We start from the raw sequence: 26,308 nt of genomic DNA, 5'->3' as shown, positions 1-26,308 counted from the left end.
ACTGAAGTTGGGATTTAGACGCGGTTCAGCTCATTTCTCAGGACGTCGATGTGAACCTCGCCGCCTCCGTAGTCCGCGACGTTCGCCCAGGGCACGAAGGTGCAGCCCGCGTAGACCACACGCGCCAGCGCCTGTGAGAGCCAGGCCGATCGGCCCTGGCGATCGCGGGTGAGGCCGAGCAGCAGCGGGGCGCGCCGGCCGGAGACGACCAGCCCGTAGACGGTATGGCTCTGCTGGAGCTCGCCCTTGTGCTTGACCACCCGGATGTCCACCACGAAACCGACCCATACCCCGTTGGAGTCCCAAACGGATTGACCAAGGAGTTCGGTGACACTTGTCATGATCAAACGTTGTCAGCCGAATCACGTTTTCGCAGGTAGGCGCGCTGATGGGCGAATGCTCTAGAGTGTCCAGAACAAAGTTCGGACGTGAGGCGGTGCGGATGACCAAGTTCGACGAGGCCACGCAGGCGATCCGGGCCGAGGGGAACGCCTACGACGTGTGTCTCGACCCCGGCTACGCGATCGGCGGCCCGCTCAACGGCGGCTATCTGATGGCCGTGATCCTGCGGGCGGCGGTGGACGCCTCGCCGTTCGAGCACCCGGTGAGCACGACGGCGCAGTTCCTGAAGGCCCCGGCCCCCGGCCCCGCGCAGGTCAGGGTCGAGCCGCTCAAGGCCGGCCGGACCGCCGCCTTCGCCCGCGCGACGCTGGTGCAGAACGGCGAGGCGCAGATCGAGGGCCTGATCACCACGGCCACGCTGCGCGACGCCGAGCCCGCGTACGCCGACGGGCCGGCCCATGACCTGCCGCCGATCGAGGAGTGCGTCCAGCTCCCCGCCCCCAGGCCCGAGTCGGGCATGACCCTGAACGCCCAGATGGACCTGCTCTTCGACCCGCCCACGATCGGCTGGCTGAAGGGCCGGCCCACCGGCAGGCCGGAGTCGCGGGCGTACTTCAGGATGGCCGAGCCCCAGGACCCCGACCCGTACGTGCTGGCGCTGGCCGTGGACGCGCTGCCGCCCGTGGTCTTCTCCACCGGCGCCCGCGGCTGGGCCCCCACCGTGGACCTCACCTGGCACCTGCGCGCCCTGCCCGCGCCCGGCTGGCTGACGCTGCTCGGCGGCGGCCGGCTCGTCAGCGACGGCTGGTTCGACGAGGAGGTCGAGGTGCGCGACTCCACGGGCCGCCTGGTCGCGCAGTCACGTCAGCTCGCCCGGGTCGGAAGGGGCTGACCGGCCACGCTGTGACCAAGGCAACACCGCTTCCCGCCCATGGGCCGCGGAGTGTGAGCATTCTTACGCAGTGTTGATCGCGCAGGTCGCCTAACCTCTAGAGCGTGCCGGACGCGAGTATTGGGATCTTCGACAGCGGGGTCGGCGGCCTGACGGTCGCCCGAGCGATCATCGATCAGCTCCCCCACGAGTCCATCACCTACGTGGCCGACACGGCCCGCCAGCCGTACGGGCCCAAGCGCATCGCGGAGCTGCGCGCCTACGCCCTGGAGGTCATGGACCACCTGGTCGAGCAGAACGTCAAGATGCTCGTGATCGCGTGCAACAGCGCCAGCGCCGCCGTCCTGCGCGACGCGCGCGAGCGGTACGACGTCCCCGTCGTCGAAGTGATCATGCCGGCCACCAGGCGGGCGGTGCGCGCCACCCGCAACGGCCGGGTCGGCGTGATCGCCACCAGCGCCACCATCGACTCCATGGCCTATCACGACGCCTTCACCGCGGCTCCCGACGTGCGGCTCACCGGCGTGGCCGCCCCGCGCCTGGTGGAGTACGTCGAGCGGGGAGAGACGATGAGCGACGAGCTGATCGAGGTCGTGCGCGACTACCTGGAGCCGGTCAGGGCCGCCGGGTGCGACACGCTCATCCTCGGCTGCACCCACTACCCGCTGCTCACCGGCGCGATCTCCTACGTCACCGGCGACGGGGTCACGCTGATCTCCAGCGCCGACGAGACGGCCAAGGACGTCTACCGCATCCTGCACGACCGCGATCTGGCGGCGGGAGGCGAGGCCACCCCCCGGCACCGCTTCCGCGCCACCGGCGACTCCCTCCTGTTCGCCCGGCTCGGGCGGCGCTTCCTGGGGCCGGAGATCGACGTGGTCGAAGTCGCACCAGCGGGGGGTACTACCTTTAACGGGAGGCCCACATGAAGGTGACCGTCGTCGGATGCTCAGGGAGCTATCCCGGCCCCGACAGTCCCGCGTCCTGCTACCTCGTCGAGGCCGACGGCTTCAGGATGCTGCTCGACCTCGGCAGCGGGTCGCTGGGCGCGTTGCAGCGCCACATCGGCCTGTACGACGTGGACGCGATCTGCCTGTCGCACCTGCACGCCGATCACTGTCTCGACCTCTGCGGCTACCACGTGGCCCGTACGTACGGCCCCGAGGCGCCCTACCCCCTCGTGCCCGTCTACGCGCCCGCGGCCGCCCCCGTGCGGATGGCGGCCGCGTACGGCATGCCTGACGAGCCGGGTCTGGAGACCGCGTTCGAGTTCGTCGCCCTGGCGCAGGGCTCGTTCGAGATCGGGCCGTTCACCCTCACCGCGGGCCTGGTCAACCACCCGGTCGAGGCATACGGCTTCCGCGTGGCCCACGGCGGGCGGAGCCTGACCTACTCCGGCGACACGGGGGAGTCGCACGAGTTGGTCAGGCTGGCCGCGGGCACCGACCTGCTGCTGTGCGAGGCGTCGTTCGTGGACGGCCCCGACCTGCCTCCCGACCTGCACCTGACCGGCCGCCAGGCGGCCGAGCACGCCGCCAAGGCGGGCGTGGGCAAGCTCGTGCTCACCCACCTCGTCCCCTGGAACGACCAGTCCACCGTGCTGGACGAGGCGTCGGGCGGCGGCTACGACGGGCCGATCGAGCTGGCCCGCAGCGGCGCTGTCTACGACCTGGCCTGAACCTCGGTGAAGTCGCGCATGCGCGGCAGGGGCGAGAACAGCAGCGGCACGAACGCCACCGCCCGTCCCACCATGAGCAGCCACAGCGCCTGCCGGACCCCGATCTGCTGGGCGACGAGCCCGCCGATCATGGCCCCCAGCGGCATCATGCCCCACGTGATGAACCGCACCGACGCGTTGACCCGGCCGAGCAGGTGATCAGGGGTGACGGTCTGCCGGTAGGTGATCTGGCCCACGTTCGAGAGCGTCGCGTTCCACGAGATCATGATCGAGGTGATCGCGAAGAACGCCATCCGCCAGTCGGCCTGCGTCAACGGCAGCAGCAGGCCGAACGGAGCGCCGATGGTGGCGGCCAGCCAGGTCATCCTGGCCGTGCCGTACCTCCTCGACAGCCACGCGCCGGTCAGGCCGCCCAGCAGCCCGCCGATCCCGCCGGACATGAGCAGCACCCCGATCACGCCTGGGCTCAGCTTCACGGTCTCGGCCAGGAACAGCACCGACAGCGCCAGCACGCCGCTCACGCACAGGTTGCCGATCGCCGACGAGGCCGCGAAGGAGCGCATCAGGCGGTCGTTCCACACGTAGGCCAGCCCCTCGCGGATGCCGCGCAGCAGCGGCCCGCGCTCGGTGTCGGCGGGCGGCTTGTCCGGCGCCCTGATCGAGGCCAGGAAGAGCACCGAGGCCAGCGCGCCGAGCGCGGTGGCGATCATCGTGCGCGGCGCGCCCAGCAACTGCACGAGCGTGCCGCCCAGGCCGGGCCCCGCCAGGAACGCCCCCGACCGCACCACCTCGAGCTTGGCGTTGCCGTCGCTGAGCTGCGCGGCCCCCACCAGATCGGGCAGGTACGTCTGGTCCGCCACGTCGTTGAAGACCTGCGACACACCGACCAGCACCGCGACCACGAACATCATCTCGATGCTCAGCAGCCCCAGCCCGGCCGCCACCGGGATGCTCCCCAGCAGCACGAACCTGGCCAGGTCCGAGGCCATCAGCACCTGACGTCTGCGCATCCGGTCGACCCACACCCCCGCGGGCAGGCCGATGAGCAGGAACGCCGCCGTCTGTAACGACGACAGCAGCCCCACCTGAACGGGCCCCGCCTGCAGCGCCAGCACGGCCACCAGTGGAAGCGCGACGCGCGAGACATTAGCTCCAAGTTCGTTCGCCACATGCGAACTGAGGAACCGGAGGAAGTCAGGGTTTCGCAACACCCCCGTTGTCATTGCGTAAGGATCCATGTGTCGGACACATTTGGTCAAGAGTGTTGCGGCGCGGAGATAGGGTGATCTGCATGTCCCGACAGGATGGCCGCAACCCTGACCAGCTCCGACCCATTACCATCACCCGGCAATGGCTGACCCACGCCGAGGGATCGGTTCTGGTCGAATTCGGCGGCACCCGGGTGCTGTGCGCGGCGTCGGTGCAGGACAGCGTGCCGCGCTGGCGCAGGGGCAGCGGTCAGGGCTGGGTTACGGCCGAGTACGCGATGTTGCCGAGGGCGACCAATACCCGCAACGACCGCGAATCGGTCCGCGGCAAAATCGGCGGCAGGACCCACGAGATCTCGCGGCTGATCGGCCGGTCGCTGCGGGCCTGCGTCGACTACAAGGCGCTGGGGGAAAACTCCGTCCTGCTCGACTGCGACGTGCTGCAGGCCGACGGCGGCACCAGGACGGCCGCCATCACCGGCGCCTACGTCGCGCTGGCCGACGCGGTCGAGTGGATGCGCAAGCGCCGCATGTGCCCGGGAGACCCGCTCATCGGCTCGGTCGCGGCCGTGTCCGTCGGCGTCGTGGGCACCGTGCCGATGCTCGACCTCTGCTACACGGAAGACGTCGCCGCCGAGACCGACATGAACGTCGTGATGACCGGCGACGGCCGCTTCGTCGAGGTGCAGGGCACCGCCGAGGGTGCCCCCTTCGACCGGGCAGCGCTCGGCAGCCTCCTCGACCTGGCCGTGGCGGGCTGCGAGGAGCTGACCCTGATCCAGCAGGAGGCCCTCGGGTCATGAAGATCGTGCTGGCCACGCGCAACGCGGGCAAGATCGCGGAGCTGCGCCGCATTCTCGCCGGGTTCGAGATCGTGGGGCTGGAGGAGTTCCCCTCGATCGGCGAGGTCGCCGAGACCGGGGTCACGTTCGAGGAGAACGCCCTGCTCAAGGCGCACGCGGTCGCCCAGGGCTCGGGGCTGCCCGCCGTGGCCGACGACTCGGGCCTGTGCGTCGACGTGCTCAACGGCATGCCGGGCGTCTTCTCCGCCCGCTGGGCCGGGCGGCACGGCGACGACCGCGCCAACCTCGACCTGCTGCTGGCTCAGATCTCCGACGTGCAGGAAGACCGGCTGACCGCCCACTTCGCCTGCGCCGCCGCGCTGGCGCTCCCCTCGGGGGAGTCGAGGGTGTCGCACGGCACGCTGCCGGGCCGCCTGGTCCGGGTGCCGCGCGGGTCCAACGGGTTCGGCTACGACCCGATCCTCGTGCCCGACGGTGAGCGGCGCACGGCCGCCGAGCTGGCGCCCGAGGAGAAAGACGCGATCAGCCACCGGGGCCGGGCCTTCCGCGCGCTGGTGCCCGTCGTGCGAGAGATCCTCGGCTCGTAACCACCGCGTAAGAAAGCCAGGGCCCGGCCGGGCGTACCGTCGGACTTGTGCAGAGGAACGAGACGATCCCCACCAGTGCCCCCACCATGGCCCCCGCCTGGGCAGGGGCGCTGGTGGGGCTGGTGTCCGGGGGCGTGGCCCTCGGTGTCGCGCAGCTCGTGGCCGGATTCTTCGGGCCCGCGGCGTTTCCGGTGGTGGCCGTCGGTGACGCGGTCGTCGACCTGACGCCCGCCCCGGTCAAAGACTTCGCCATCGCGACCTTCGGCGAGAACGACAAGGCCGTGCTCGTCGGGGGCGTGCTGGTGGTGCTGGCCGGGATCGCCGCGCTGATCGGGGTGGTGGCGCGGCGGCGGCTGGCGTACGGGCTCGCGGGGCTGGATGCCTTCGGGGTGATCGGCGCGCTGGCGGTGTTCACCCGGCCGGGCGCGGTGGCGCTCGACCTGCTGCCGACCGTGGCGGGGGTGGCCGCCGGTTCCGTGGCACTCGCCTGGCTCCTGCGTCGCGCCACCGTGTCCCGTGTTTCCACGTCCCGCGTCTCCACGGCGCTCCCTGCCCCCGGCCCTCCGGCGGAGGCAGGGGATGGGGAGCCCGCGAGCACCGCTCCGGAGCCCGAGCGGCCCGCGGTGATGCGGGCGGGGGGCGAGGTGGCGGAGTTCGACCGGCGGCGGTTGCTGACCGGTGCCGCCGGCGGCGTGGTGGTGGCGGGGGCCACCGCGCTGCTGGGGCGGCAGCTCAGCGGGCAGCGGGCCGTGGACGCCGCCAGACTGGGCGTGCGGTTGCCCAGGCCCGCCGTCCCGGCCAGGCCCGTTCCCGCGGGCGCCGACCTGCGCATTCCGGGCCTGTCACCGTTCGTCACCCCGAACCGGGACTTCTACCGCGTCGACACCGCCATCTCCGTCCCCCAGGTCGACCCGAACGACTGGACGCTGCGCATCCACGGCCTGGTCGCCCGTCCCGTCGAGCTGACCTACGCCGACCTGCTGAAGCTGCCGCTCACCGAGGCCGACGTGACGCTCACCTGCGTCTCCAACGAGGTCGGCGGCCCTTACGTGGGCAACGCCCGCTGGCTGGGCGTGCGCATGGCCGACGTGCTGCGCCGGGCGGGCCTGCGGTCGGACGCCGACATGCTGCTGTCCACCTCCGCCGACGGCTTCACCTGCGGCACCCCGGTGGACGTGGTGATGGACGGCCGCGAGGCCCTGTTCGCGATCGCGATGAACGGCGAGGCGCTCCCCGTCGAGCACGGCTTCCCGGTGCGGCAGGTCGTGCCCGGCCTGTACGGATACGTCTCGGCCACCAAGTGGGTCGTGGACATCAAGGTGACCAGGTTCGACACCGACCAGGCGTACTGGACCCCGCGTGGCTGGTCCGCCAAGGGCCCGATCAAGACCCAGTCGCGCATCGACGTGCCCAAGGCGGACGACTCGCTCAAGGCGGGGGCCACCACGATCGCCGGGGTGGCCTGGGCGCAGCACACCGGGGTGGAGGCCGTCGAGGTCCGCGTCGATCGCGGTGAGTGGCGCCGGGCGCGGCTGGCCCAGGTGCCCGGCCCCGACACCTGGCGGCAGTGGTCGATCGACTGGAACGCGACCGCCGGCGAGCACACCATCGAGGTACGGGCCACCGACGCCGCCGGCCGTACCCAGACCGAGCGGATCGCCCCGCCCGCACCCGACGGCGCCACCGGCTGGCACACCATCACCGTGCAGGTGGGCTGAGGTTCGCCGCATTTGCCCAGGTAAGAGCCGCCACACGGGTGGCGGATCTTGCCGACTTCCCCTCCTGGTCAGGGCGTGGCCTCTACGATCGTTGGTCGAGCATGACAGGAGGCAGGCCGTGTTCCGCGAGCGCAAGCCGAGTGTCCGGAGGGTTCTTCCAGAAGGGCAGTACAACCCCGTGGTGGCCGATGGGGTGTGCTGGCTCGACTACGAGCGGGCCGTGGAGCCGGGTGCCGACGGCTCCCACGCGGACGATCCGGCCTTCCAGGAGCCGCCGGACGACGACGACTGGTTCGACGGGCCGCACCGGCCGCCCCGGCTCGCCGACAGCCGTCCGTACGGTGTGCCGGGCGGGCTCGCCCAGCCCGACCCGCAGGTGGAGCAGGACCTCGTCGAGGCGCTGCGGCCCGGCGTCCGCTTCGCCGACCCGCGCGGCACCTGGGTGCGCCTCGTCAACGGCGGCGGCCCCGCCGACGACCCGTTCAGGGCCTCCAACGCCGCCGACTGCGCGCTGGCCGTGCTGTCCACCTGGCACGGCGAGCCCGCCACCGCCGCCCCGAGATTCCCCGAGTACGACCGGATCGGCCGTCCCGTGCTGACCGGCGAGCAGGGGAGCGTGGCCAGGATCGAGCGGTGGGTGGGCCAGCGCCTGCAGTACGCGGGCCAGGGGCGGCACGCCTACCCGTTGATCGCGCGGCGGCTGCTCGACGCCGGGCACGGCGCGGCGGCCGTCATCGTGGTGCGCTGGCCCGGCGGCGGCAGCCACGCCTGGAACGCGGTCAACTACGACGGCGAGGTGATCTGGATCGACGCCCAGCGGGGGCACATGGCGGTCGAGCCTCCCTACCGGACCGTGACCGGGGTGTTCTGCGCGATGCTCGACCGGCAGGGGCGGCCGCGATGAACCTGGAGCAGGCCAGGGCGCTGGCCGAGGAGTACTTCAACGGGGTCAGGCCGCCGGAGGAGGCGGTGCCGGTGGGCGTGTACGGGTTCGAGGGCGGCTACGTGGGCTGGGTGCGCGACCTGGAGCCCGACGACCCCGCCCGGCTGCCGGAGACGGCCGGAGGCGGCTGCATCGTGATCGACCGGGTCACGGGCGAGGTGGTGGCCAGGCCGCTGCTCGACCCGGAGACCGTGGCCGAACTCTGGCCAGGCCGCACCCCCCGCTGACCGCCGCCCGCCCGTCGTCGCGCGCCCGTCGTCGCGCGCCCGTCGTCGCGCGCCCGTCGCCGCCCGCTGACCGCCCGTCGCCCGTCGCCGCTCGCCGCTCGCCGACTGCTGCTCGCCCGGCCGCCCAGGGCGCCCTGGCGCAGTGCGGGGTCGGGCGTCGCCCCCATAAGACGCCCGACCCGCCCACCCCCTATCCGGATTTTTCGCCTTTATTCGTATCCGGGGCTTTCGTCCGGCTTGTCCGGCGGTGAGCCCGGCTTGTCCGGCGGTGAGCCAGGCTCATCCCGTGGCGAGCGAGCCGACGATGGAGGCCCGCGCGGCCCGCCGGGCCGGCAGCACGGCCGCCAGAACCCCGGCCACCCCCGACAGCACCACGAACGACACCACCTGCGGCACGGGCACCGCGTACAGCGCCCCGTCGAACAGCGCCCGCATCGCCGCCCACCCGAAGGCCAGGCCGAGCACGACGCCCACCAGCGCCCCGATCAGGCCGAGCACCAGGGCCTCGACGGACAACATGCGCCGGAGCTGCGGCCGGGTCAGCCCCAGGGCCCGCAGCAGGGCCGACTCGCGGGTGCGTTCGTGCACCGACAACGACAGCGTGTTCGCGATGCCGAGCAGCGAGATCAGGATCGCCAGGCCGAGCAGCCCGCTGATGATCATGAGCAGCATGTCGAGGGTCTCGTCGAACTGCCCGCGGACCTCCGTCGAGCTGGTCACCCGCACCGCCGGGTACGCCGCCGCGGCGGCGTCCACCACCGCGCGGGCCCGCTCCTCCGCCACGCCCTCCTTGACGGTGACCATCACGCGGGAGTCCCGCACCGCCCCGAAGTACGTGTCGAACGCCTTCTCCGCGACCGTGACCGGCGGCAACGCCGACTGGTCGGCGTCGAGCAGCGCGACCACGGTGAGCGACACGTCGCCCGCGCGCTTGGTGGCGAGCGCCACCGCGTCGCCCACCCGTACGCCGAGCCGCTCGGCCACGGTGTCCTGCAGCGCGACCTGGCCCTCGCCGAAGCCCTTCATGGAACCGGCGACGACGTACGGCTCCACGGCCCCGCTGAACGTCCCCACGGTCCGTCGATCGCCCGCGACCGGAGCCGTGACCTCGCGCACCTGCGCCACCGAGGCCAGCTCCGGCCGGCGGCGCAGCTCCTCCGCCACGGAACGGGGGACGACGGCCTCGTGCTCCTGACCGGCGAGCAGGTAGTCGATCGGGAACTGGCCGTCCAGCTTGGCGGTCATCGTCAGCCGGGTGGACGCCGTGACCACCGAGATCAGCGTCATCAAGGTCACCCCGATGGTCAGCGCGACCGTGGTCGTGGCGGCCCGCTTCGGGTTGCGTCCCGAGTTGTCCACCGCCAGCCGCCCCGGCACCCCGAACAGCCTGCGCGGGACCCAGCCCACCAGCGCGCTCAGCGGCCTGACCAGCACCGGGCCCAGGACCAGCACCGCGAGGAAGGTCAGCGCGCCCCCGGCCATGACCACGACGAGCGAGATCTGCTGTCCGGGTCCGAGGACGAAGACGCCCGCACCGGTCGTGCCGAGGCCCGCCACGAGGAAGAGCGCGGCGAGCCAGGCACGCGCCCTTCCCGCGCGGAACGTCCGCTCCTCGGCCTGGCTGCGCAGCGCCGCGATCGGCGGGACGCGGGTGGCCGACACGGCCGGCAGCAGGGCCGAGCACATCGTGACCGTCAGCCCGACGGCCAGGCCGGTCGCGATCGTGGCCGGGGTGAGGGCGACCGCCGCGTCCGTGGGCAGCGGGGCGTCGAGCGCACCGAGCACGGTCAGCGTCAGCGTGGCCAGGCCGTACCCGATGAGCAGGCCGAACGCGGAGGCCAGCAGGCCGACGACGGCCGACTCCAGCACGATCGAGCCGAACACCTGCCCGCGCGTGGCCCCGATGCAGCGCAGCAGCGCCATCTCCCGCGTGCGCTGGGCGACGAGGACGTTGAAGGTGTTGTAGATGACCAGCGCGGCCACCATCATCGCCACGACGCCGAACATCAGCAGGCCCAGCGTCAACTGGCGGGTCTCCACCCCGGCCGCCCTGGCCAGGTCGTCGGCCAGCTCCGCGCCGGTCCTGACCGGATAGGTGTCGCCGACGGCCGCCTCGACGTCCCGCGCCAGCCCGGGGGCCGAGCCCTCGACGTCGATCTCGGCGTACCCCTTCGCGCCCGTCATGCGCCTGGCTACGGCCGGGGTGAAGCCGACCGCGCCGGTGTAGGCGAGCATCTGGTCCACGCCGGTGTCGATCAGGCCGACCAGCCTGAAGCGGTGCTCGGCCCCGCCGGGGTCGAGCACGGCGATCGTGTCGCCGAGCCGGAAGCCCTGACGCTGGGCGGTGTTCTCGTCCAGCACGGCGGCCTGGTCGTCGGTGCCGGGGCCGGTGCCGGAGACCACGTCGCTGCGGTCGAGCGGGCCGGTGACGATCGACAGGGCGGTGGTGGCGGCGTTGCCGGCGACCTTGCCGTCCCTGCCCAGGACGGGGGCGCTGCCGCGGACCAGGCCCTGCGCCTCGCGGACGCCGGGCAGCCCCCGTACGCGCTCCAGCACCTCCTCCGGCAGCACGCCGTCCGGTTTCCCGGGCAGGACGACCACGTCCACCTTGCCCGCGTCGGCCGTCACCCGCTGGGCGAAACCGGCCTGGACGGTGTCGTTCAGCACGAACGTGCCCGCGATGAAGCCCACGCCCAGCATGATCGCCAGCGACGTGAGCAGCAGCCTCAGCCGGTGCGCGCGCAGCCCGGCCAGCGCGGTCTTCAGCACCTCACGCCTCCAGCCGGACGAGGGTGTCCAGCACGGACTGCGGCGTCGGCGCGGTGACCTCGGTGACCAGCTCGCCGTCACGCAGGAACACCACGCGGTCGGCGTACGCCGCCGCTACGGGATCGTGCGTGACCATGACGATGGTCTGGCCCAGCTCCCGTACGGAGGCGCGCAGGAACGACAGCACCTCGGCGCCGCTGCGCGAGTCGAGGTTCCCGGTGGGCTCGTCGGCGAAGATCACCTGTGGCTTGCTGATGAGCGCCCTGGCCACGGCCACCCGCTGCTGCTGACCGCCCGACAGCTCCGAGGGCCGGTGCGCGAGCCGTTCGCGCAGCCCGACGGTCTCGATGACCCGGTCGAACAGCGCCTGGTCGGCCTGGCGGGCGGAGATGTCGAGGGGCAGGCGGATGTTCTGCTCGGCGGTCAGCGTGGGCAGCAGGTTGAACGCCTGGAAGACGAAGCCGATCCGCTCACGGCGCAGCAGCGTGAGCTGCCGGTCGCTCAGCCCGGTCAGCTCCACGTCGCCGATGTGCACGGTGCCCGAGGTGGCGGTGTCGAGCCCGGCCAGGCAGTGCATCAGCGTCGACTTCCCGGATCCCGACGGGCCCATGATGGCGGTGAACGCCCCGGTGGCGAAGGACACGTTCACTCGGCGCAGGGCGTGCACCCGGGCGTCGCCCTGCCCGTACTCCTTGCTCAGATCGGCGGCCACCACGGCGGGCGGGGCCTGACGCCGGGTCTCGGTGAGGGTCACGTCCACTCCTTCGATACATCACGAATTTTCGACGCGACTCACGCTAGGAGCGGAAATTCCCCCTTCCCTGGGCCTTGAGGAGGGACTTCGGGTGCGCCGGGAGATGACCCGGGTCAGACTTCCGGCCGATGGGAGGGCACGATCAGCCCGGCCTCGTACGCGTACACCACCGCCTGGGCCCGGTCGCGCAGCCCCAGTTTGGCCAGCACCCGGCCCAGGTGCGTCTTCACCGTCGCCTCGGCCACCTCCAGCCGGCCCGCGATCTCCGTGTTGGACAGGCCGCGCCCCACCATGAGCAGCACCTCGCGCTCGCGCGGCGTCAGCTCGTCCGCCCCCGCCATGGGCTCGCCGGTGGGGAGCTGGGCGGCGAAGCGGTCCAGCATCCGCCGCAACGTGCTCGGCGAGACCACGGACTCGCCCGCGTGCACGACCCTGATGGCGCTGACCAGGTCGGCCGGTGGCACGTCCTTCAGCAGGAACCCGGCCGCGCCCGCCTTGACCGCCGCGAAGGCGTACTCGTCGAGGTCGAACGTGGTCAGGATGAGCACCTTGGGCCCCTGGACGCGCCTGGTGGCCTCCACGCCGTCCATGGTGGGCATGCGCACGTCCATCAGGACGACGTCCACCTGCGTGGTGCGGAGCAGCTCCAGGGCCGCCGCGCCGTCGCCGGCCTCCGCCACCACCTCGATGTCCGGCTGGGCCCCGAGCACCATCCTGAACCCGGCCCGCAGCAGCTCCTGGTCGTCGACCAGCATCACGCGGATCACGCCGCCTCCTTGGTCATGGGCAGTCTGGCCAGCACCTCGAAGCCGCCGCCCCGCCTGGGGCCCGCCGACACCGCGCCGCCGAACATGCCGACCCGCTCGCGCATCCCGATCAGGCCGTGGCCGTCGGGGCTCTCCGGGGCCGCCGCGCCCCGCCCGTCGTCGGTCACGCGCACCACCAGGTCGGGGCCGGTGTAGTCGATCTCCACGGTGGCCGAGACGCCGGGGCCGCCGTGCTTGAGCGCGTTCGTCAGCGCCTCCTGGACGATGCGGTAGACGGCGAGCTGCTGCCCCTCGGGCAGCTCGGCGGGGACGCCGCCGACTCGTAACCTGGCGGGCACCGCCGAGCCGCGTACCAGCTCGTCGAGCTGGTCCAGCCCTGGCTGCGGGGTGTAGTCGGTGCCCTCGGCCTCGTTCTCGCGCAGCACGCCGACCAGCCGGCGCATCTCGGCCAGGGCGGCGCGGCCGGTCTTGGAGATGTTCATGACGGCCAGGCGGGCCTGCTCGAGGTCGCTGTCCAGGGCGTAGCCGGCGCCGTCGGCCTGCACCACGATGACGCTGACGTTGTGGGCCACGACGTCGTGCAGCTCTCTGGCGATCCTGGCCCGCTCGGCGGCGGCGGCCATCCTGGCCTGCTGGTCGCGTTCGCGCTCGGCCCGCTCGGCGCGCTCCTCCAGGCCCTCCAGGTAGCGGCGGCGGGTGTTGGCGTACAGGCCGGTCACCCAGATCGTCACCACGAGGATCGAGCCGCTGGTGAACATGCCGAGCGTGGCGTCGAGCCAGTTGACCACCGCCAGGAACACGCCCAGCTCGGTCACCAGGCACGCCGCCAGCGCCCAGCGGAACGAGCACCGGTGGGCCACCCCCCAGAGCGCGATCAGCACCGAGAAGTTCGCCGGCAGCGGGTCGATCCCCGCCAGCCACTGCGCGAAGCTGACCAGCGACACGGCCGCGAACGTGGCCAGCGGCCGGTCCCGCCACGCCAGCGGGACGATCAGCGCCGCGGACAGGCCCAGGAAGCCCGGCACGCCGAGGGAGAGGACCGCGGGGCCGGCCGGCTCGGTGGCCGCGTACGGCACCGCGAAGGCGGAGCACAGCACCGCCAGGGGAGCCACCCTGAGTGCGCTCGCCGCCTTCTCATGGCGCCTGGACCACGCGCGTACCTTGCCGAACACATCACCACGATATGTACGGCCGCCCCGGCATCGATCCGTCTGGAGGCGGAAGTCCGTGTACGACCCAGGTCTTACATGGCCGGGACCTCCACGACCAGTGTGGAGATCTTTCATGACCGAGTGCTTACGCGGGGCTTACGGTCGGCTTGGCATTCTCGTCACTGGGAGCGCCCTTCGCGGGGCGAGTAAAGGGAGATCGTGATGGCGGATCATGATCGCGACGCTGGGTCGCGCGGCGAAGAGGAAGCGCCGCGCGACCCGAACCCGGCGCAGTCGACGCGGAACCTGGACGAGCCGGGCGGAGATCGCGACCGGCTCAGGTACGGCGAACAGGCAGATCAGGCATACACCCACATCCCACCCATGCAGCCGGGTCCGGCGAGCTGGGAGCGGGAGACGCCTCGCGCGGACGGCTTCTTCCGCCGCCGACGCACCCAGGTCGTGGGTGCGGGGCTGGTAGGGCTCGTCGCCGGTGTCCTGCTCGGCGGCGTCACCGTGGCCGCCTTCAGCGATGCCGCGGAAGACCACGGCAGGTTCGGCCACGTGCAGCCCGGCTGGGCCCCGAGGGCTCCGGAGTTCGGTGGTCCAGGGGACATGGCGCGCTACTGCGAGTGGGTCGACGGCGGGGTGCGCTGCGCGGCGCCGCCCCCCGGGATGCCCGACGCCCCGAACCCCGTGGAGCCCGCGCCGGGGCCCACGAGCTACGGCTGAGCAGGGAACGGGCATTTTGTAGGCCGGTTCGTAGGGCCGGTGGGAACTTTGTAGGGCCGGTGGGATTCGAACCCACACTGACAGCCACCTAAAGACTGCGCCTCTGCCATTGGGCTACGACCCCTTTTCGCCTCTCCCGCACCTGCGGAATCGTCGGTCGGGGACAGCGAGGCGGACAGTGGAGGGTCAACCGCTCTCCCTGCCGCGTGCCGCCAATCCTACAGCCTGTGCACGGCCACGGAGCCCTCGCCGCACGAGCTTTCCGGCTCCCGGCGGCACGGGCGACGGCGTTCGCCGTCGCGCGGCCGGGCGGTCGGGCGGGGGATGCGGGCCCTCCGGTACGAGAGGACCCGCCGGTCGCTCACGCCAGACCGAGTCTCTTCTTGAGCGAGGCCACGTGGCCCGTCGCCTTCACGTTGTAGAGCGCCTGCTCCACCTTCCCGTCGCCGTCGATGACGAACGTCGAGCGGATGACGCCCACGACCTCCTTGCCGTACAGCTTCTTCGGGCCGTACGCGCCGAAAGCCTGGTGGACGGTGAGGTCGGGGTCGGAGAGCAGGGGGAAGGTCAGCGCGTCGCGCTCGACGAACTTGGCCAGCTTCTCCGGTTTGTCCTTCGACACGCCGAGGACCACGTAACCCTCGGCCGTCAACTGGCCGAGGTTGTCGCGGAAGTCACACGCCTGCTTGGTGCAGCCGGGCGTCATCGCGGCGGGGTAGAAATAGAGGATCACCCGCTTGCCGCGGTAGGCGTCGAGAGAGACGGTGCCGCCGTCGGCGGTGGGTAGCGTGAACTCGGGCGCGGCGTCGCCGGGCGCGAGCTTGGTTTCGGTCAAAGGGCCCTCCTCGAGTTCGTCCCGCCAACCTACCGGCCTGCCCGCCGTCCCGTACGGCGCGCCGACCTGACAGACTGATCACGACCACAACGTACGCGCGACGACGCGCAACGCACGGGGCCCGCCGCGAGGGCACGCGTACGGCCGGAAGGAGAGCCATGGCCGACACCGATCCCGACGAGCTGGAACGCCGGATCGCACGGACCCGCGCCGAGCTGGCGCAGACGGTCGACGCCATCGCCGACCGGGTGAGCCCCAAGCGGGTCGCCGAGCGTACGGTGGCCGACGTCAAGAGCAGGGCCGGGCACTTCGTGGCGTCCGTCGGCGACGCGCTGGGCGTCACGCCGCGGCCGGTCGAATACGCGGACGACCCCGATCGCCTGTGGGAGGAAGAGCGTCCGCCCGACCTTTCGCCGGTGCTGATCGGCATCGGCGCCGTACTGGTCGTGGGGGCGGCCGTCGTGCTGTGGCGGCGTCGGCGCCGCCGCTGATCGCCCTCGGAGCCCGGTCGCGCCGCGCCATCGGGGCAGATCGCGCCGCGTCATCGGGGTCTGCCGTACCGCTTCAGAGGAACGTGCGGCCCTCACCCCGGTAGGTCGGCACCGACTCCACCACCGTGTCGCCCTCGACGAGGTGCAGTTCGTCGAAGCGTTCGCACAGCTCACCCGCCTTGGCGTGCCTGAACCACACCCTGTCGCCGATCCGCAGGTCCCCGGCCGCCTGGCCGAGCAACGGGGTCTGCACCTCGCCCGCGCCTTCGTCGGGCGCGTACCGCAGCCCGGCGGGCAGGTACGGCTGCGGCAGCCGATTCGGCCCCGGCGTGCCGGAGGCCGGATAGCCGCCGCCGAGCACGGCCACCGCGTCCGGCCCGGGACGCCGCACCACCGGCAGGGCGAACAGGGCGGCAGGACGTCCCGTGAACCGCCGGTAGAAGTCGAACAACCGGGGGTGGAACAAGCCCGACCCGGCGGCCACCTCGGTGATCGCCTTCTCGCGCACCGTGCGCTCGACCGAGCCGGTGCCGCCGCCGTTGACGAACTCCAGGTCGGCGACCTGGCGCACGGCGTTCACGACGCGTCCGCGCCGCAGGACGAGTTCCCTGGCCGAGCGGGTCTGCATGAGCCGGACGAGCCGGGCGTAGGCGGCGTTGCCGGGCGGGTCGTCGCCGAGCCCGGCGATCTGCGCCTCGTACGCCATCAGCCCCGCCAGCCGGAAGCCCGGGCGCGCGGCGATGTCGGCGGCCAGGTGGACGGCCTGCTCGGGCTCGCGTACGGGGGAGCGCAGCACGCCCGCCCTGAACCTGCCGCCGAGTGCGAGGTAGGCGGCGTCGACCTCGATGCAGGTCCTGATCTCGGACCGGGGGCGCGCCGCGGCGACGGCGGCCTCGACGAAGTCCAGGTGGGCGGCCGAGTCGACGGTCACGGTGATGTGCCGGGCGGCGTCGGCGTCCCCGGCCAGGGCGGCCAGCGCCCGCCGGTCGGCCGTGGGGTAGGCGACGAGGATGTCGGTGAAGCCGTGCGCGGCCAGCCAGAGCGCCTCCGGCAGGGTGAAGGCCATGATGCCCTGGAAGCCGTCCATGGCCAGGATGCGATCGAGGAGCGGGCGGCTGCGTACGGACTTGCTGGCCACCCGGATCGGCTTGCCGGCCGCCCGTCTCACCAGGTCGGCCGCGTTGGCCCGCATGGCCGCCAGGTCGAGGATCGCGAACGGTGGTTCGAGGCCCGCTGTCGCGCGGTCGTAGCGCCGGCGGTCATCCATAGGGGAAGCGTAACGACATATGGGGCAAATGAACATGAGGCTTGTTCGTGTTACTCGGCGGCCCCGTAATGTTCGGGCAAACCGGCGGCGAGGGCGCGGTCCAGGCCAGGCCGGAACCATGTACGTCTGTCGTTGTGATGACCACGCTTCAGCAGATGCTGCCCGGTGCCGCGGTCACCCCGCGGCACACCGGACTGCGCAGGGCGAGCAGGGTGCTCAGGTCGGCGCGCACGGTGCCGGGGGCTCTGGTCGCGGTCACGCTGGCCGCAGGGCTGGGGGCGAGCACGGCCGAGGTGGTGTCGGGGCTGCTCGGCGCGCCGCTCGGCTGGGTCCCGGTGAACGAACTGGTCGACCTCGCGGGCAAGAGCACCTGGCCGCAGACCGCCACCCTCGCCCTGGCCATGGCGGGGGCGGGCACGTTGATGCTGCTGCTGGCGGTCGTGCCCGGCCGTACCACGCTGGTGCCGGTGGAGACGTCCGACCCGCTGATCGTCATCGGCATCACCCGCCCGGGGCTGCGCCGCACCCTGCGCGCGGCGGCACAGCAGGTGGCGGGGGTGGACAGAGCCCGCGTACGGCTGCGCAGGCGCACCATCGAGGTCACGGTCATGACCAGCGCCGAGAGCTCCGGCCAGATGCTCAGGCAGGTCGGCACCGCCGTGGGCGACCGCCTGGCGGGCGTGGGCACCCTCGGCACGGGCGAGGTCGTGGTACGCCTGCGCAGGAGGGCCGCCTGATGCGCCAGTACACCGGCAACCGCGTCGGCCTGGCCGTCGTCGGGGGGATGCTGCTGGCCCTGGGGATCTACGCGTGGCTGCGCGGCCACGACCGCCTCTTCGGTCTGCCGCCGGGCGCCAAGGTGCTGCCCGCGCAGACCCACAGGACGCTGGCGGAGGACCCCTGGCCGCTGTGGATGCTGGCCCTGGGCCTGCTGTTCCTGGCCCTGGTGTCGCTGCGCTGGCTGCTGCTCTGCCTGGGCTGGGGACGCCGCGGCGCCCACAACGGCACGGGCACCGCGATGCTGTTCGTCGGCCTCAAGGGGGTGGACGGACTGGGCCGGGCGGGGGTGCGGGTCGGCGAGGACGGCCTGCGCATCGGCCTGACCTGCCCGGCGGCGGCCGACGTGGGCTCGGTGGTGAGCAAACTGGACCAGGACATCGTCGGCCGCATCCGCCGCGAGGTCCGCGACGACGAGTGCCCGGCGGTCGTCCGCCTGCACGTACGCCGCCTGGTCAACACTCGATCACGTTGACGGCCAGGCCGCCGCGGGGGTGCATGGTCCCGTCAGCCGGGACGATACTCGGGTGACAACATGGCCTGGAGGTTCGCGCGGGCCTGATGCATGTCCGAAATTCGGTCCCATTTGGCCGATTGAGTGATTATCTCTTTCGCTCGATCATTCACGCGGGCGGAGCTGATGAAGGGCAGCGCGCGGGTGAGGTTGTGCATGCCGTTGGCGGCGAGGGCGGGGTTGCCCGCCCGGATGGCCGTCTGTGCCTGGCGGCCGAGATATTGCGCCTGAAAGAGCGGGGACCATTGCCCCATGGCGTCCGCCGCTTCGTGGAGAAGTCGATCAGCCTGGTCGTACTCGCCCAGGCTGCTCAGGCCGATCGCCACGTCGCCGCTGAGGGCCGCTTCGGAGAACGCGCTCAGGCCGGAGGTGTCCAAGGCGCTGTCCAGGGCGCGCCTGGCCTCCTTGGCGCCGCCCTTGATCGAGGCCAGCGCGCGGCCCAGGCGCATGTGCAGGCCGGCGCGGCGGCTGGGGGGAAGGTCGGGGATCCGCAGTCCGCGCTGGGCGTGCTGGATCGCGCGCATCGAGTCGCCGCGATAGAGGCTGACGCGGCTCAGCGCGTCGTATGCGCGTGACCGTGCCGACGGGTCTTCGGCATGGTGAGCCAGGTCGAGGGCGATCGTCCCGGCATGCTCGGCCTGGGCGAGCCTGCCCGCGTCGTACAGGGCGAGGCTTACCTGGTAGAGCAGGTCGGAGGCCGCCGTCCGCAACTCGTCTCCGAGCGGCCGGGCTTTCAGTTGGTCGATGTGCCGCACGTGTCCGAGGGCGCGGGCGGTGAGAGGCAGCCCTCCGAGTTCGTAGCGGCCTCGCGCCAGACTGTCGGCCAGTGCGCGCACATAATCCGGATCGAGGTACGGATTCGAGCTGACCCCAGATGGAACGAACACCACCGATGCGGCGGCTGCCAAGAACTCACGGCGCTCCACTGGCTCCTCCACAGACGGCGTGAATCGCACCTCCCAGCCGACGCGCGCAAGCAGTTCCGTCGCCCGAGCGAGACCCGTATCGGCAACCCCGTTGCAGATGCGAGAGATCCACGCTTGGGATATCCCCAGCTCACGGCCGAGTTGTCGCTGAGTCCAGCCGCGTTGTTTCATGATCGCCGCAAGGGCCTCGGGGAGCGTCCGAACTTCCACTGGCTGAGCGTATGACGGAGAGGTATCAGCCCGACAGGTGCCTTATACGTCTGAGGAATACCCGTGCTGGTATGGCGGAAACGGTTGGGAGAGCATGGGCCGCCCGAGCGGTGAGACACATCGCGATTACTCGGCGTGATGGCGACCATGGAGGTGGACGGTGCTGACTCGTGAACTGCCGGAGGGCATGAGCGAAAGCCTGGAATTCCCTCGCGAACGCATCTCGGAAAAGCTGGCAGGTGAGCACGACAAGATTCTGACCGGGCTGCAATCGCTGCTCGCCGAGCGCGGCATACACGCTCGGATCCTCGAATGGCTCAAACTCTCGCTACATTCCGGCGGCTTTCGGCGTCCGTACGAATGGAGCCTGGATCGGTACGCCCCGGAACTCCACGTGTTCGGCCCCGAAGGCCGACGCGTCGCCACGATCCGCATGGCCGTACGGTCGCGGGCGTACGTCGTCGACCTGGCGCAGGTCGGCGAGCCCGGCGCGATGGCGCCGGACAAACGCCACACGATCCCTGCCGGTCATCCGGCGAAAGCCGCCGCCCTGATCCCCGGCTTCCTCCCGGACCTGCCCTGACACTGGACGGCCTTCGAGAACTCGGCCGGTGTCGCGCCGAAGACCCTCTTCATACAATGGGTGATCAGCACTCGATCACGTTGACGGCCAGGCCGCCGCGTGAGGTCTCCTTGTACTTGTCCAGCATGTCCTGTCCGGTGATGCGCATCGTCTTGATGGCCTTGTCGAGGGCGACGAAGTGGCGGCCGTCGCCGCGCAGGGCGATGCGGGCGGCGGTGATGGCCTTGTTGGAGGCGACCGCGTTGCGCTCGATGCACGGGATCTGGACCAGGCCGCCGATCGGGTCGCAGGTCAGGCCCAGGTTGTGCTCGATGCCGATCTCGGCCGCGTTCTCCACCTGCTCCGGCGTGCCCCCGAGGACCTCCGTGAGGCCGGCCGACGCCATCGAGCAGGCCGAGCCCACCTCGCCCTGACAGCCCACCTCCGCGCCCGAGATCGAGGCGTTCTCCTTGAACAGCACGCCGATCGCGCCGGCCGTGAGGAGGAAGCGGATGACGCCCTCGTCGTCGGCGTGGGGGACGAAACGGGAGTAGTAGGTCAGCACGGCCGGGATGATGCCGGCGGCGCCGTTGGTGGGGGCGGTGACGATGCGGCCACCGGCGGCGTTCTCCTCGTTGACCGCCAGCGCGAACAGCGTCACCCAGTCCATGGCCTGCAACGGGTCCTTCTCGGCCGGCTCCGACTGCAGGCGGCGGTGGAGCTGGTTGGCGCGGCGCTTGACCTTCAGGCCGCCGGGGAGCACGCCCTCCTTGGAGATGCCGCGGCGTACGCACTCGGACATGACCTGCCACAGGCGCAGCAGTCCCGCGCGGATCTCGGCCTCGGTGCGGCCGAACGCCCGCTCGTTCTCCAGCATCAGCGCGGAGATCGACAGACCGGTGTTCGAGCAGTGCTTGAGCAGCTCCTCGCCGGTGGTGAAGGGGTAGGGGAGAACGGTGTCGTCCGGCTTGATGCGGTCGGCGCCGGTGGCCTCCTCGTCCACGACGAAACCGCCGCCGACCGAGAAGTAGACCTTCTCCCGCAGGCGCTCGCCGGAGGCGTCGAAGGCGGTGAAACGCATGCCGTTCGGGTGCTCGGGGAGCGAGATCTTGCGTTCGAAGACGAGGTGCTCGCCGACGACGAAGGGGATCTCGTGCGTGCCGAAGAGCTGGACGGTGCCCGACTCGCGCATGGCGGCGACGCGGGCGTCCACGGTGTCGACGTCCACCAGTTCGGGCTTCTCGCCGGACAGGCCGAGCAGCACGGCCTTGTCGCTGCCGTGGCCCTTGCCGGTCAGGCCGAGCGAGCCGTACAGGATGGCCTCGACGTGCGCCACCCGGTCGAGCAGGCCGTCGTCGTGCAGACCGCGGGCGAACTTGTGCGCGGCGGCCATCGGGCCGCCCGTGTGGGAGCTGGACGGGCCGATGCCGATCTTGAAGAGGTCGAAGACGCTGATCGCCATTGATGGGCGCCTTTCAGGCAGGGCCGGGGCCCGGATCACGAGCCCCGGCGCAAAAGGGTCAGGAGCCGTCCGAGGTGAAGGCGGCGTACTCCTCGGGGGTGAGCAGGTCGCCGGGGTCGCCCTCCACGCGTACCCGGAACATCCAGCCGTCGCCGTACGGGTCGCTGTTGGCCAGGCTGGGATCGTCAACGACGGACTGGTTGACCTCGACGACCTCGCCGCCGACAGGCGTGTAGATCTCACTCACCGACTTGGTGGACTCCACCTCGCCGACCGAGTCACCCGATTCGACGTTCGAACCGACGTCGGGGAGCTGCACGAAGACGACGTCACCAAGGGATTCGGCGGCGAAGGCCGTGATGCCGACGGTCACGGTGACGCTGTCCTCGACACCGCGTACCCACTCGTGCTCCTTGGTGTAGCTCAGGTCGTCAGGGATGTTGCTCACTTGTTCCTCCTGTAAAAGGGCAGCTCGATCAGGTCCACAGGTTCTTGGCTGCCCCGGATGTCCACGGCCAGGCCAGATTCGGCCCCAGTGTCGACGTAGGCCATGGCAATGGGCTTCCCCAGGGTCTGGGAAGGCGCACCGCTGGTGACCTCGCCGACGACGACGCCGTCTTTGGTCACCGGGTAGCCGTGGCGCGGCACCCGGCGGCCCCGCGCGACCAGGCCGACGAGCCGGCGCCGTGGCCGGTCGTCCTTGACCGCCTCCAGCGCCGCCCTGCCGACGAAGTCGCCGGGCTTGTCGAATTTCACCACTCTGCCCAGCCCCGCGTCGAACGGGGTGAGCCGCGCGCTCAGCTCGTTGCCGTACAGCGGCATGCCGGCCTCCAGCCGGAGCGTGTCGCGGCTGGACAGGCCCGCCGGCTTGAGCCCGTAAGGCTCGCCGGCCGCCACGAGCGCGTGCCAGAGCGGCACCGCGTCCTGGTTGGCGACGAACAGCTCGAACCCGTCCTCGCCGGTGTAGCCGGTGCGGGCGATGAGCGCCTGCCGTCCGTCCACCAGGCCGGGCAGGCCCGCGTAGTACTTGAGGCCGTCGAGGTCGGCGTCGGTGAGCGTGGCGAGGATCTCCTGGGCGCGGGGCCCCTGGACGGCGATCAGCGCGTACTGCTCGGAGCGGTCCTCGACCACCGCGTCGTACGCCTTCGCGCGGTTCGTCAGCTCGGTCGCGACCTTCTCGTAGTTCGAGGCGTTCGCCACGACCATGTACTCGTCGTCCCCGAGCCGGTAGACGATGAGGTCGTCGAGCACCCCGCCGCGCTCGTCGACGATCATGGTGTAGCGGGCCCGCCCGGGAGCGAGTGCCGACAGGTGTCCGACCAGGGCGTAGTCGAGCGCCTCGCCGGCCTGCGGCCCCGTCAGGAAGATCTCGCCCATGTGGGAGAGGTCGAACAGCCCGGCCGCCTCGCGGACGGCCCTGTGCTCCGCGGACTCGCTGCCGTAGCGGAGCGGCATGAGCCATCCCGCGAAGTCGGTGAGCGTGGCGCCGAGGCTCTCGTGAACGTCGCGTAGCGGTGTCGGTCTGGACATTGGTCGCACCTCAGGACAGGAGTGGATGCCAGCATCCTCCCCCTCTGTCATCGGTGCCTGAGAGCTTCGCCCGACTTTTGCCGGACTTTCACCTTCGGCGAGGCCGCAGGGACCTGCTTTCCAGAGACACCGTGGCCGTACGGTCCTTTGCCTTGAGAGGTTCGCGGGGAGGGCTTGCTCCTTCAGGGGCCCTGACCGGCTGTCAGGGCTCTCTCCCGCACGGTTTCGCCGGTGATGTCCGCCAGCCTAGTGCCGTTACGGGGCTCTTGTCGCGTCGCACGGCCGCTCGATGGCTCCTCTCGTGGGACGGTCAGCAGGCCCTGACGAGCGCCTCGAACAGCGCGTGGTCCTCGGCCGCCTCCGGATGCCACTGCACCGCCATCGTGAACGAGCCGGAGGAGACCGGCTCCACGGCCTCGATCGTGCCGTCGGCGGTGGTGGCCGTGACGGTCAGGCCGAGGGCGAGGCGGTCGACGGCCTGGTGGTGGTAGTGGGGCACGGTCACCGGGTCCGTCCCCAGCGCCTCGGCCAGGCGGGTGCCGGGAACGGGGACGATCGGCAGGTCGCCGAAGTGGCCGGGTCCTGGGCAGTGGCCGGTGTGCCCGACCACGTCGGGCAGGTGCTGGTGGAGGGTCCCGCCGAGGGCCACGTTGAGCACCTGGAGGCCGCGGCAGACGCCCAGGTAGGGCAGGCCGCCGTCGAGGGCGGTCGCGAGCAGCGAGAATTCGGCCTCATCACGAAATTTGCGGACATAGCCGGTTTGCTCTTGCGGCTCCGCGCCGTACCTGGCCGGGTCGATGTCGCCGCCGCCGGCCAGGACGAGCCCGTCGAGACCCCGTACGACCGAGGCGGGCTCGCCCGCCGGAGGCAGCAGGACCGGCTGCCCACCGGCCCGTACGACCTGCTCCACGTACGCGTACGGCAGCAGCGCCGCGGTCGTGTCCCGCCACACCGTGAACGTGGCGGACTCGACGTAACACGTGATGCCGATGACCGGACGCCGCACCGCGACCCCCTCTACAGCGGCGTGACGTAGGCGCCGGAGATGCCGCCGTCCACCAGGAACTCGCTGGCCGTGATGAACGAGGCGTCGTCGCTGGCCAGGAACGCCACCGCGGCCGCGATCTCCGACGCCTCGGCGAAGCGGCCCACCGGCACGTGCACCAGCCTGCGCTGCGCCCGCTCCGGGTCCTTGGCGAACAGCTCGCGCAGCAGCGGCGTGTTCACCGGTCCAGGGCACAGCGCGTTGACCCGGATGCCCTCCCTGGCGAACTGCACGCCCAGCTCCCGCGACATCGCCAGCACCCCGCCCTTGGAGGCGGTGTAGGAGATCTGCGAGGTCGCCGACCCCAGCACGGCCACGAAGGACGCGGTGTTGATGATCGAGCCCTTGCCCTGGCCGCGCATGTACGGGATGACGTGCTTGCAGCACAGGTAGACGCTGGTGAGGTTCACCTCCTGGACGCGGCGCCAGGCGTCGAGCCCGGTCTCCAGGATCGAGTCGTCGTCGGGCGGCGAGATGCCGGCGTTGTTGAAGGCCACGTCCACGCTGCCGTAGGTGTCGTGGGCCGTGCGGTACATGCGGACGACGTCGTCCTCGCTGGTCACGTCGGCGCGGACGAACAGGCCGCCGACCTCGTTCGCGGCCTTGACGCCCGCCTCCTCGTCGATGTCCGCGCAGACGACCTTGGCCCCCTCCTCCGCGAACCTGCGGGCCGTGGCCAGCCCGATCCCGCTGCCCGCGCCGGTGACGACCGCCACCCGATCCTGCAACCGCTGCATGTGCCTCACTCCGTGTCCGACTGGTCGTTCACTCCGTTGAGATGAAGACGTTCTTGGTCTCCGTGAACGCCGCGAGGGCGTCCGGGCCTAGTTCTCTGCCGAGGCCGGATTGCTTGAAGCCGCCGAACGGGGTCCAGTAGCGCACCGAGGAGTGGGAGTTGACCGACAGGGCGCCCGACTCGACGGCCCTGGCCACGCGCAGCGCCCGCCCGACGTCGCGGGTCCAGATCGAGCCGCTCAGCCCGTACGGGGTGTCGTTGGCGATGCGTACGGCCTCGGCCTCGTCCTCGAACCGGGCCACCGACACCACCGGGCCGAAGATCTCCTCGGTGAACGCCCGGTCGGTGACCCCCGAGGTCAGCACGGTCGGCGGGAACCAGTAGCCCTTGCCCTGCGGGCAGGATCCGCGCAGGTAGGGGGTGCCCTCGACGAAGCCCTGGACCCGTCCGAGGTGCTCGGCGCTGATCAGCGGGCCCATTTCGGTGGACTCGTCGAGGGGGTCGCCGACCTTCACGCCCAGCACGGCGGGGGTGAGCAGGGCCATGAACTCGTCGTACACGGAGGACTGGACGAGGATCCTGGAGCGGGCGCAGCAGTCCTGGCCCGCGTTGTCGAAGACGGCGTACGGCGCGGTCCTGGCCGCCTTCTCGAGGTCGGAGTCGGCGAAGACGATGTTCGCGGACTTGCCGCCCAGCTCCAGGGTGATCCGCTTGACCTGGCGCGCCGCCTTGGCGGCGATCTCCTTGCCCACCTCGGTCGAGCCGGTGAACACGATCTTGGCCACGTCCGGATGCTCGACCAGCCGGGCGCCCGCGACCTCCCCCGCCCCGGGCAGGACCTGGAGCACCCCCTCGGGGATGCCCGCCGCCAGGGCCAGCTCGGCCAGCCTCAGCGCGGTCAGCGGGGTCCACTCGGCCGGCTTGACGATCACCGTGTTGCCGGCCGCCAGCGCGGGGGCGACGCCCCACGACATGATCAGCATGGGGAAGTTCCACGGCACGATGACCCCGACCACGCCCAGGGGCTCCTGGAACGTGAGGTCCACGCCGCCCGCCACCGGGATCTGCCTGCCGTGGTTGCGTTCGGGGGCTCCGGCGTAGAAGTGCAGCACGTCGCGTACGGTGCCGGCCTCCCAGCGCGCGCTGCCGATCGGGTGGCCGGCGTTGGCCAGCTCGAGACCGGCCAGCTCCGCGCCGTGCTCGCCCACCAGGTCCGCGAACCGGCGCAGCAGCCGCGCCCGGTCTCCTGGCGACACCTCGCGCCAGGCCGCGTACGCCTTCCTGGCACGCTCCACCGCCCGGTCGACCTCGGCCGGGTCGGCCAGTTCGACGTCGGCCAGCACCGCTTCCGTCGCCGGATTAACGATCTTCATTCGCACTCG

28 protein-coding genes, 1 tRNA gene and 2 riboswitches are annotated in these 26,308 nt (G+C 71.5%); of the genes, 13 read left to right on the top strand and 16 right to left on the bottom strand.

Annotated features, from left to right (window positions below):
• Positions 1-14: 14 nt before the first annotated feature.
• Positions 15-341, bottom strand: coding sequence for a hypothetical protein (locus tag ACZ6S0_RS14635; RefSeq protein ID WP_465916674.1), 327 nt, complete (start codon positions 339-341; stop codon positions 15-17).
• Positions 342-442: 101 nt separating this feature from the next.
• Here ACZ6S0_RS14635 and ACZ6S0_RS14630 point away from each other — a divergent pair, with 101 nt between their 5' ends.
• From ACZ6S0_RS14630 to ACZ6S0_RS14620, 3 genes are all read left to right on the top strand, one after another.
• Positions 443-1,234 carry a thioesterase family protein gene (locus ACZ6S0_RS14630; protein ID WP_465916671.1) on the top strand — a complete coding sequence of 264 codons (792 nt, stop codon included), beginning with the start codon at positions 443-445 and terminating at the stop codon, positions 1,232-1,234.
• Between the two features lie 104 nt (positions 1,235-1,338).
• Positions 1,339-2,163 (top strand): glutamate racemase, encoded by an 825-nt coding sequence (gene murI / locus ACZ6S0_RS14625; protein WP_465916667.1) that lies wholly within the window; start codon positions 1,339-1,341, stop codon positions 2,161-2,163.
• Complete coding sequence (locus ACZ6S0_RS14620) at positions 2,160-2,912, top strand: MBL fold metallo-hydrolase (RefSeq protein WP_465916663.1); 753 nt, start codon at positions 2,160-2,162, stop codon at positions 2,910-2,912. The genes murI and ACZ6S0_RS14620 overlap by 4 nt, the downstream gene beginning before the upstream one ends.
• Here ACZ6S0_RS14620 and ACZ6S0_RS14615 read toward each other — a convergent pair.
• Positions 2,897-4,135, bottom strand: coding sequence for an MFS transporter (locus ACZ6S0_RS14615; RefSeq protein WP_465916657.1), 1,239 nt, complete (start codon positions 4,133-4,135; stop codon positions 2,897-2,899). The two genes, ACZ6S0_RS14620 and ACZ6S0_RS14615, sit on opposite strands and share 16 nt — an antisense overlap.
• A gap of 68 nt (positions 4,136-4,203) precedes the next feature.
• Here ACZ6S0_RS14615 and rph point away from each other — a divergent pair, with 68 nt between their 5' ends.
• The 5 genes from rph (at position 4,204) to ACZ6S0_RS14590 (ending at position 8,398) form a co-directional block, all read left to right on the top strand.
• Complete coding sequence (gene rph / locus ACZ6S0_RS14610) at positions 4,204-4,923, top strand: ribonuclease PH (protein ID WP_465916652.1); 720 nt, start codon at positions 4,204-4,206, stop codon at positions 4,921-4,923.
• Positions 4,920-5,510, top strand: a complete 591-nt coding sequence (rdgB, locus tag ACZ6S0_RS14605) for an RdgB/HAM1 family non-canonical purine NTP pyrophosphatase (protein WP_465916649.1) — start codon at positions 4,920-4,922, stop codon at positions 5,508-5,510. Before rph ends, rdgB begins: the two co-directional genes overlap by 4 nt.
• A gap of 47 nt (positions 5,511-5,557) precedes the next feature.
• A complete protein-coding gene (locus ACZ6S0_RS14600) occupies positions 5,558-7,228 on the top strand; it encodes a molybdopterin-dependent oxidoreductase (RefSeq protein ID WP_465916645.1) in 1,671 nt (556 codons plus the stop codon).
• 118 nt (positions 7,229-7,346) lie between these two features.
• A complete protein-coding gene (locus ACZ6S0_RS14595) occupies positions 7,347-8,132 on the top strand; it encodes a toxin glutamine deamidase domain-containing protein (RefSeq protein WP_344885473.1) in 786 nt (261 codons plus the stop codon).
• Positions 8,129-8,398, top strand: coding sequence for a hypothetical protein (locus ACZ6S0_RS14590; protein WP_344885469.1), 270 nt, complete (start codon positions 8,129-8,131; stop codon positions 8,396-8,398). Before ACZ6S0_RS14595 ends, ACZ6S0_RS14590 begins: the two co-directional genes overlap by 4 nt.
• Positions 8,399-8,677: 279 nt before the next feature.
• Here ACZ6S0_RS14590 and ACZ6S0_RS14585 read toward each other — a convergent pair whose 3' ends face one another.
• The 4 genes from ACZ6S0_RS14585 to ACZ6S0_RS14570 all read right to left on the bottom strand — a co-directional run bounded on the left by ACZ6S0_RS14585 (position 8,678) and on the right by ACZ6S0_RS14570 (position 13,860).
• Positions 8,678-11,167, bottom strand: coding sequence for an ABC transporter permease (locus ACZ6S0_RS14585; protein WP_465916639.1), 2,490 nt, complete (start codon positions 11,165-11,167; stop codon positions 8,678-8,680).
• Between the two features lies 1 nt (position 11,168).
• The gene (locus ACZ6S0_RS14580) at positions 11,169-11,921 is read right to left on the bottom strand and encodes an ABC transporter ATP-binding protein (protein ID WP_465916636.1); all 753 of its coding nucleotides are present in this window, start codon (positions 11,919-11,921) and stop codon (positions 11,169-11,171) included.
• Between the two features lie 113 nt (positions 11,922-12,034).
• Positions 12,035-12,688, bottom strand: a complete 654-nt coding sequence (locus tag ACZ6S0_RS14575; RefSeq protein WP_465916632.1) for a response regulator — start codon at positions 12,686-12,688, stop codon at positions 12,035-12,037.
• Positions 12,685-13,860: a sensor histidine kinase gene (locus ACZ6S0_RS14570; protein ID WP_465916628.1), complete on the bottom strand. Its 1,176-nt coding sequence runs from the start codon at positions 13,858-13,860 to the stop codon at positions 12,685-12,687. The genes ACZ6S0_RS14575 and ACZ6S0_RS14570 overlap by 4 nt, the downstream gene beginning before the upstream one ends.
• A 201-nt stretch (positions 13,861-14,061) precedes the next feature.
• On the opposite strand from ACZ6S0_RS14570, the gene ACZ6S0_RS14565 reads away from it, so the two are divergent.
• The gene (locus tag ACZ6S0_RS14565; RefSeq protein ID WP_465916624.1) at positions 14,062-14,571 is read left to right on the top strand and encodes a hypothetical protein; all 510 of its coding nucleotides are present in this window, start codon (positions 14,062-14,064) and stop codon (positions 14,569-14,571) included.
• A 51-nt stretch (positions 14,572-14,622) separates the two neighbouring features.
• Here the strand turns inward: ACZ6S0_RS14565 and ACZ6S0_RS14560 are convergent.
• Positions 14,623-14,695: transfer RNA gene (locus tag ACZ6S0_RS14560), tRNA-Leu, on the bottom strand.
• A gap of 237 nt (positions 14,696-14,932) precedes the next feature.
• On the bottom strand, positions 14,933-15,406 hold the full coding sequence (bcp, locus tag ACZ6S0_RS14555; RefSeq protein WP_465916620.1) for a thioredoxin-dependent thiol peroxidase: 474 nt from the start codon (positions 15,404-15,406) through the stop codon (positions 14,933-14,935).
• Positions 15,407-15,564: 158 nt separating this feature from the next.
• On the opposite strand from bcp, the gene ACZ6S0_RS14550 reads away from it, so the two are divergent.
• Entirely contained in the window at positions 15,565-15,897 is a 333-nt protein-coding gene (locus ACZ6S0_RS14550) for a DUF3618 domain-containing protein (protein WP_344885448.1), read from the top strand.
• Positions 15,898-15,970: 73 nt separating this feature from the next.
• On the opposite strand, the gene ACZ6S0_RS14545 is transcribed toward ACZ6S0_RS14550, so the two are convergent.
• A complete protein-coding gene (locus ACZ6S0_RS14545; protein WP_465916613.1) occupies positions 15,971-17,164 on the bottom strand; it encodes an amino acid deaminase/aldolase in 1,194 nt (397 codons plus the stop codon).
• A 137-nt stretch (positions 17,165-17,301) separates the two neighbouring features.
• Here ACZ6S0_RS14545 and ACZ6S0_RS14540 point away from each other — a divergent pair, with 137 nt between their 5' ends.
• Entirely contained in the window at positions 17,302-17,901 is a 600-nt protein-coding gene (locus ACZ6S0_RS14540; protein ID WP_465916609.1) for a DUF6286 domain-containing protein, read from the top strand.
• Positions 17,901-18,416 carry a hypothetical protein gene (locus ACZ6S0_RS14535; RefSeq protein WP_465916605.1) on the top strand — a complete coding sequence of 172 codons (516 nt, stop codon included), beginning with the start codon at positions 17,901-17,903 and terminating at the stop codon, positions 18,414-18,416. Before ACZ6S0_RS14540 ends, ACZ6S0_RS14535 begins: the two co-directional genes overlap by 1 nt.
• A gap of 32 nt (positions 18,417-18,448) precedes the next feature.
• On the opposite strand, the gene ACZ6S0_RS14530 is transcribed toward ACZ6S0_RS14535, so the two are convergent.
• Positions 18,449-19,591: a helix-turn-helix domain-containing protein gene (locus tag ACZ6S0_RS14530; RefSeq protein WP_465916602.1), complete on the bottom strand. Its 1,143-nt coding sequence runs from the start codon at positions 19,589-19,591 to the stop codon at positions 18,449-18,451.
• Between the two features lie 160 nt (positions 19,592-19,751).
• Between ACZ6S0_RS14530 and ACZ6S0_RS14525 the strand changes: the two genes are divergently transcribed.
• Entirely contained in the window at positions 19,752-20,174 is a 423-nt protein-coding gene (locus tag ACZ6S0_RS14525; protein ID WP_465916600.1) for a hypothetical protein, read from the top strand.
• A gap of 64 nt (positions 20,175-20,238) precedes the next feature.
• On the opposite strand, the gene ACZ6S0_RS14520 is transcribed toward ACZ6S0_RS14525, so the two are convergent.
• From ACZ6S0_RS14520 to ACZ6S0_RS14495, 6 genes are all read right to left on the bottom strand, one after another.
• Positions 20,239-21,615 carry an L-serine ammonia-lyase gene (locus tag ACZ6S0_RS14520; protein ID WP_465916596.1) on the bottom strand — a complete coding sequence of 459 codons (1,377 nt, stop codon included), beginning with the start codon at positions 21,613-21,615 and terminating at the stop codon, positions 20,239-20,241.
• A 58-nt stretch (positions 21,616-21,673) separates the two neighbouring features.
• A complete protein-coding gene (gene gcvH / locus ACZ6S0_RS14515; protein ID WP_465916592.1) occupies positions 21,674-22,063 on the bottom strand; it encodes a glycine cleavage system protein GcvH in 390 nt (129 codons plus the stop codon).
• A complete protein-coding gene (gene gcvT, locus ACZ6S0_RS14510) occupies positions 22,060-23,145 on the bottom strand; it encodes a glycine cleavage system aminomethyltransferase GcvT (RefSeq protein ID WP_465916589.1) in 1,086 nt (361 codons plus the stop codon). Before gcvT ends, gcvH begins: the two co-directional genes overlap by 4 nt.
• 42 nt (positions 23,146-23,187) lie before the next feature.
• Positions 23,188-23,271: riboswitch (glycine riboswitch) on the bottom strand.
• A 4-nt stretch (positions 23,272-23,275) separates the two neighbouring features.
• A riboswitch (glycine riboswitch) is annotated at positions 23,276-23,373 on the bottom strand.
• 82 nt (positions 23,374-23,455) lie between these two features.
• Positions 23,456-24,151, bottom strand: coding sequence for a gamma-glutamyl-gamma-aminobutyrate hydrolase family protein (locus ACZ6S0_RS14505; protein ID WP_465916586.1), 696 nt, complete (start codon positions 24,149-24,151; stop codon positions 23,456-23,458).
• Positions 24,152-24,162: 11 nt separating this feature from the next.
• Entirely contained in the window at positions 24,163-24,927 is a 765-nt protein-coding gene (locus ACZ6S0_RS14500; RefSeq protein ID WP_465916581.1) for a 3-oxoacyl-ACP reductase, read from the bottom strand.
• Positions 24,928-24,955: 28 nt separating this feature from the next.
• Entirely contained in the window at positions 24,956-26,299 is a 1,344-nt protein-coding gene (locus ACZ6S0_RS14495) for an aldehyde dehydrogenase family protein (protein WP_465916577.1), read from the bottom strand.
• Positions 26,300-26,308: the final 9 nt, after the last annotated feature.

It is taken from the genome of Nonomuraea sp. NPDC051298, from assembly GCF_055586305.1.
Note: the sequence above shows the minus strand (reverse complement) of the source record. Positions and strands in the feature narration are given on the sequence as shown.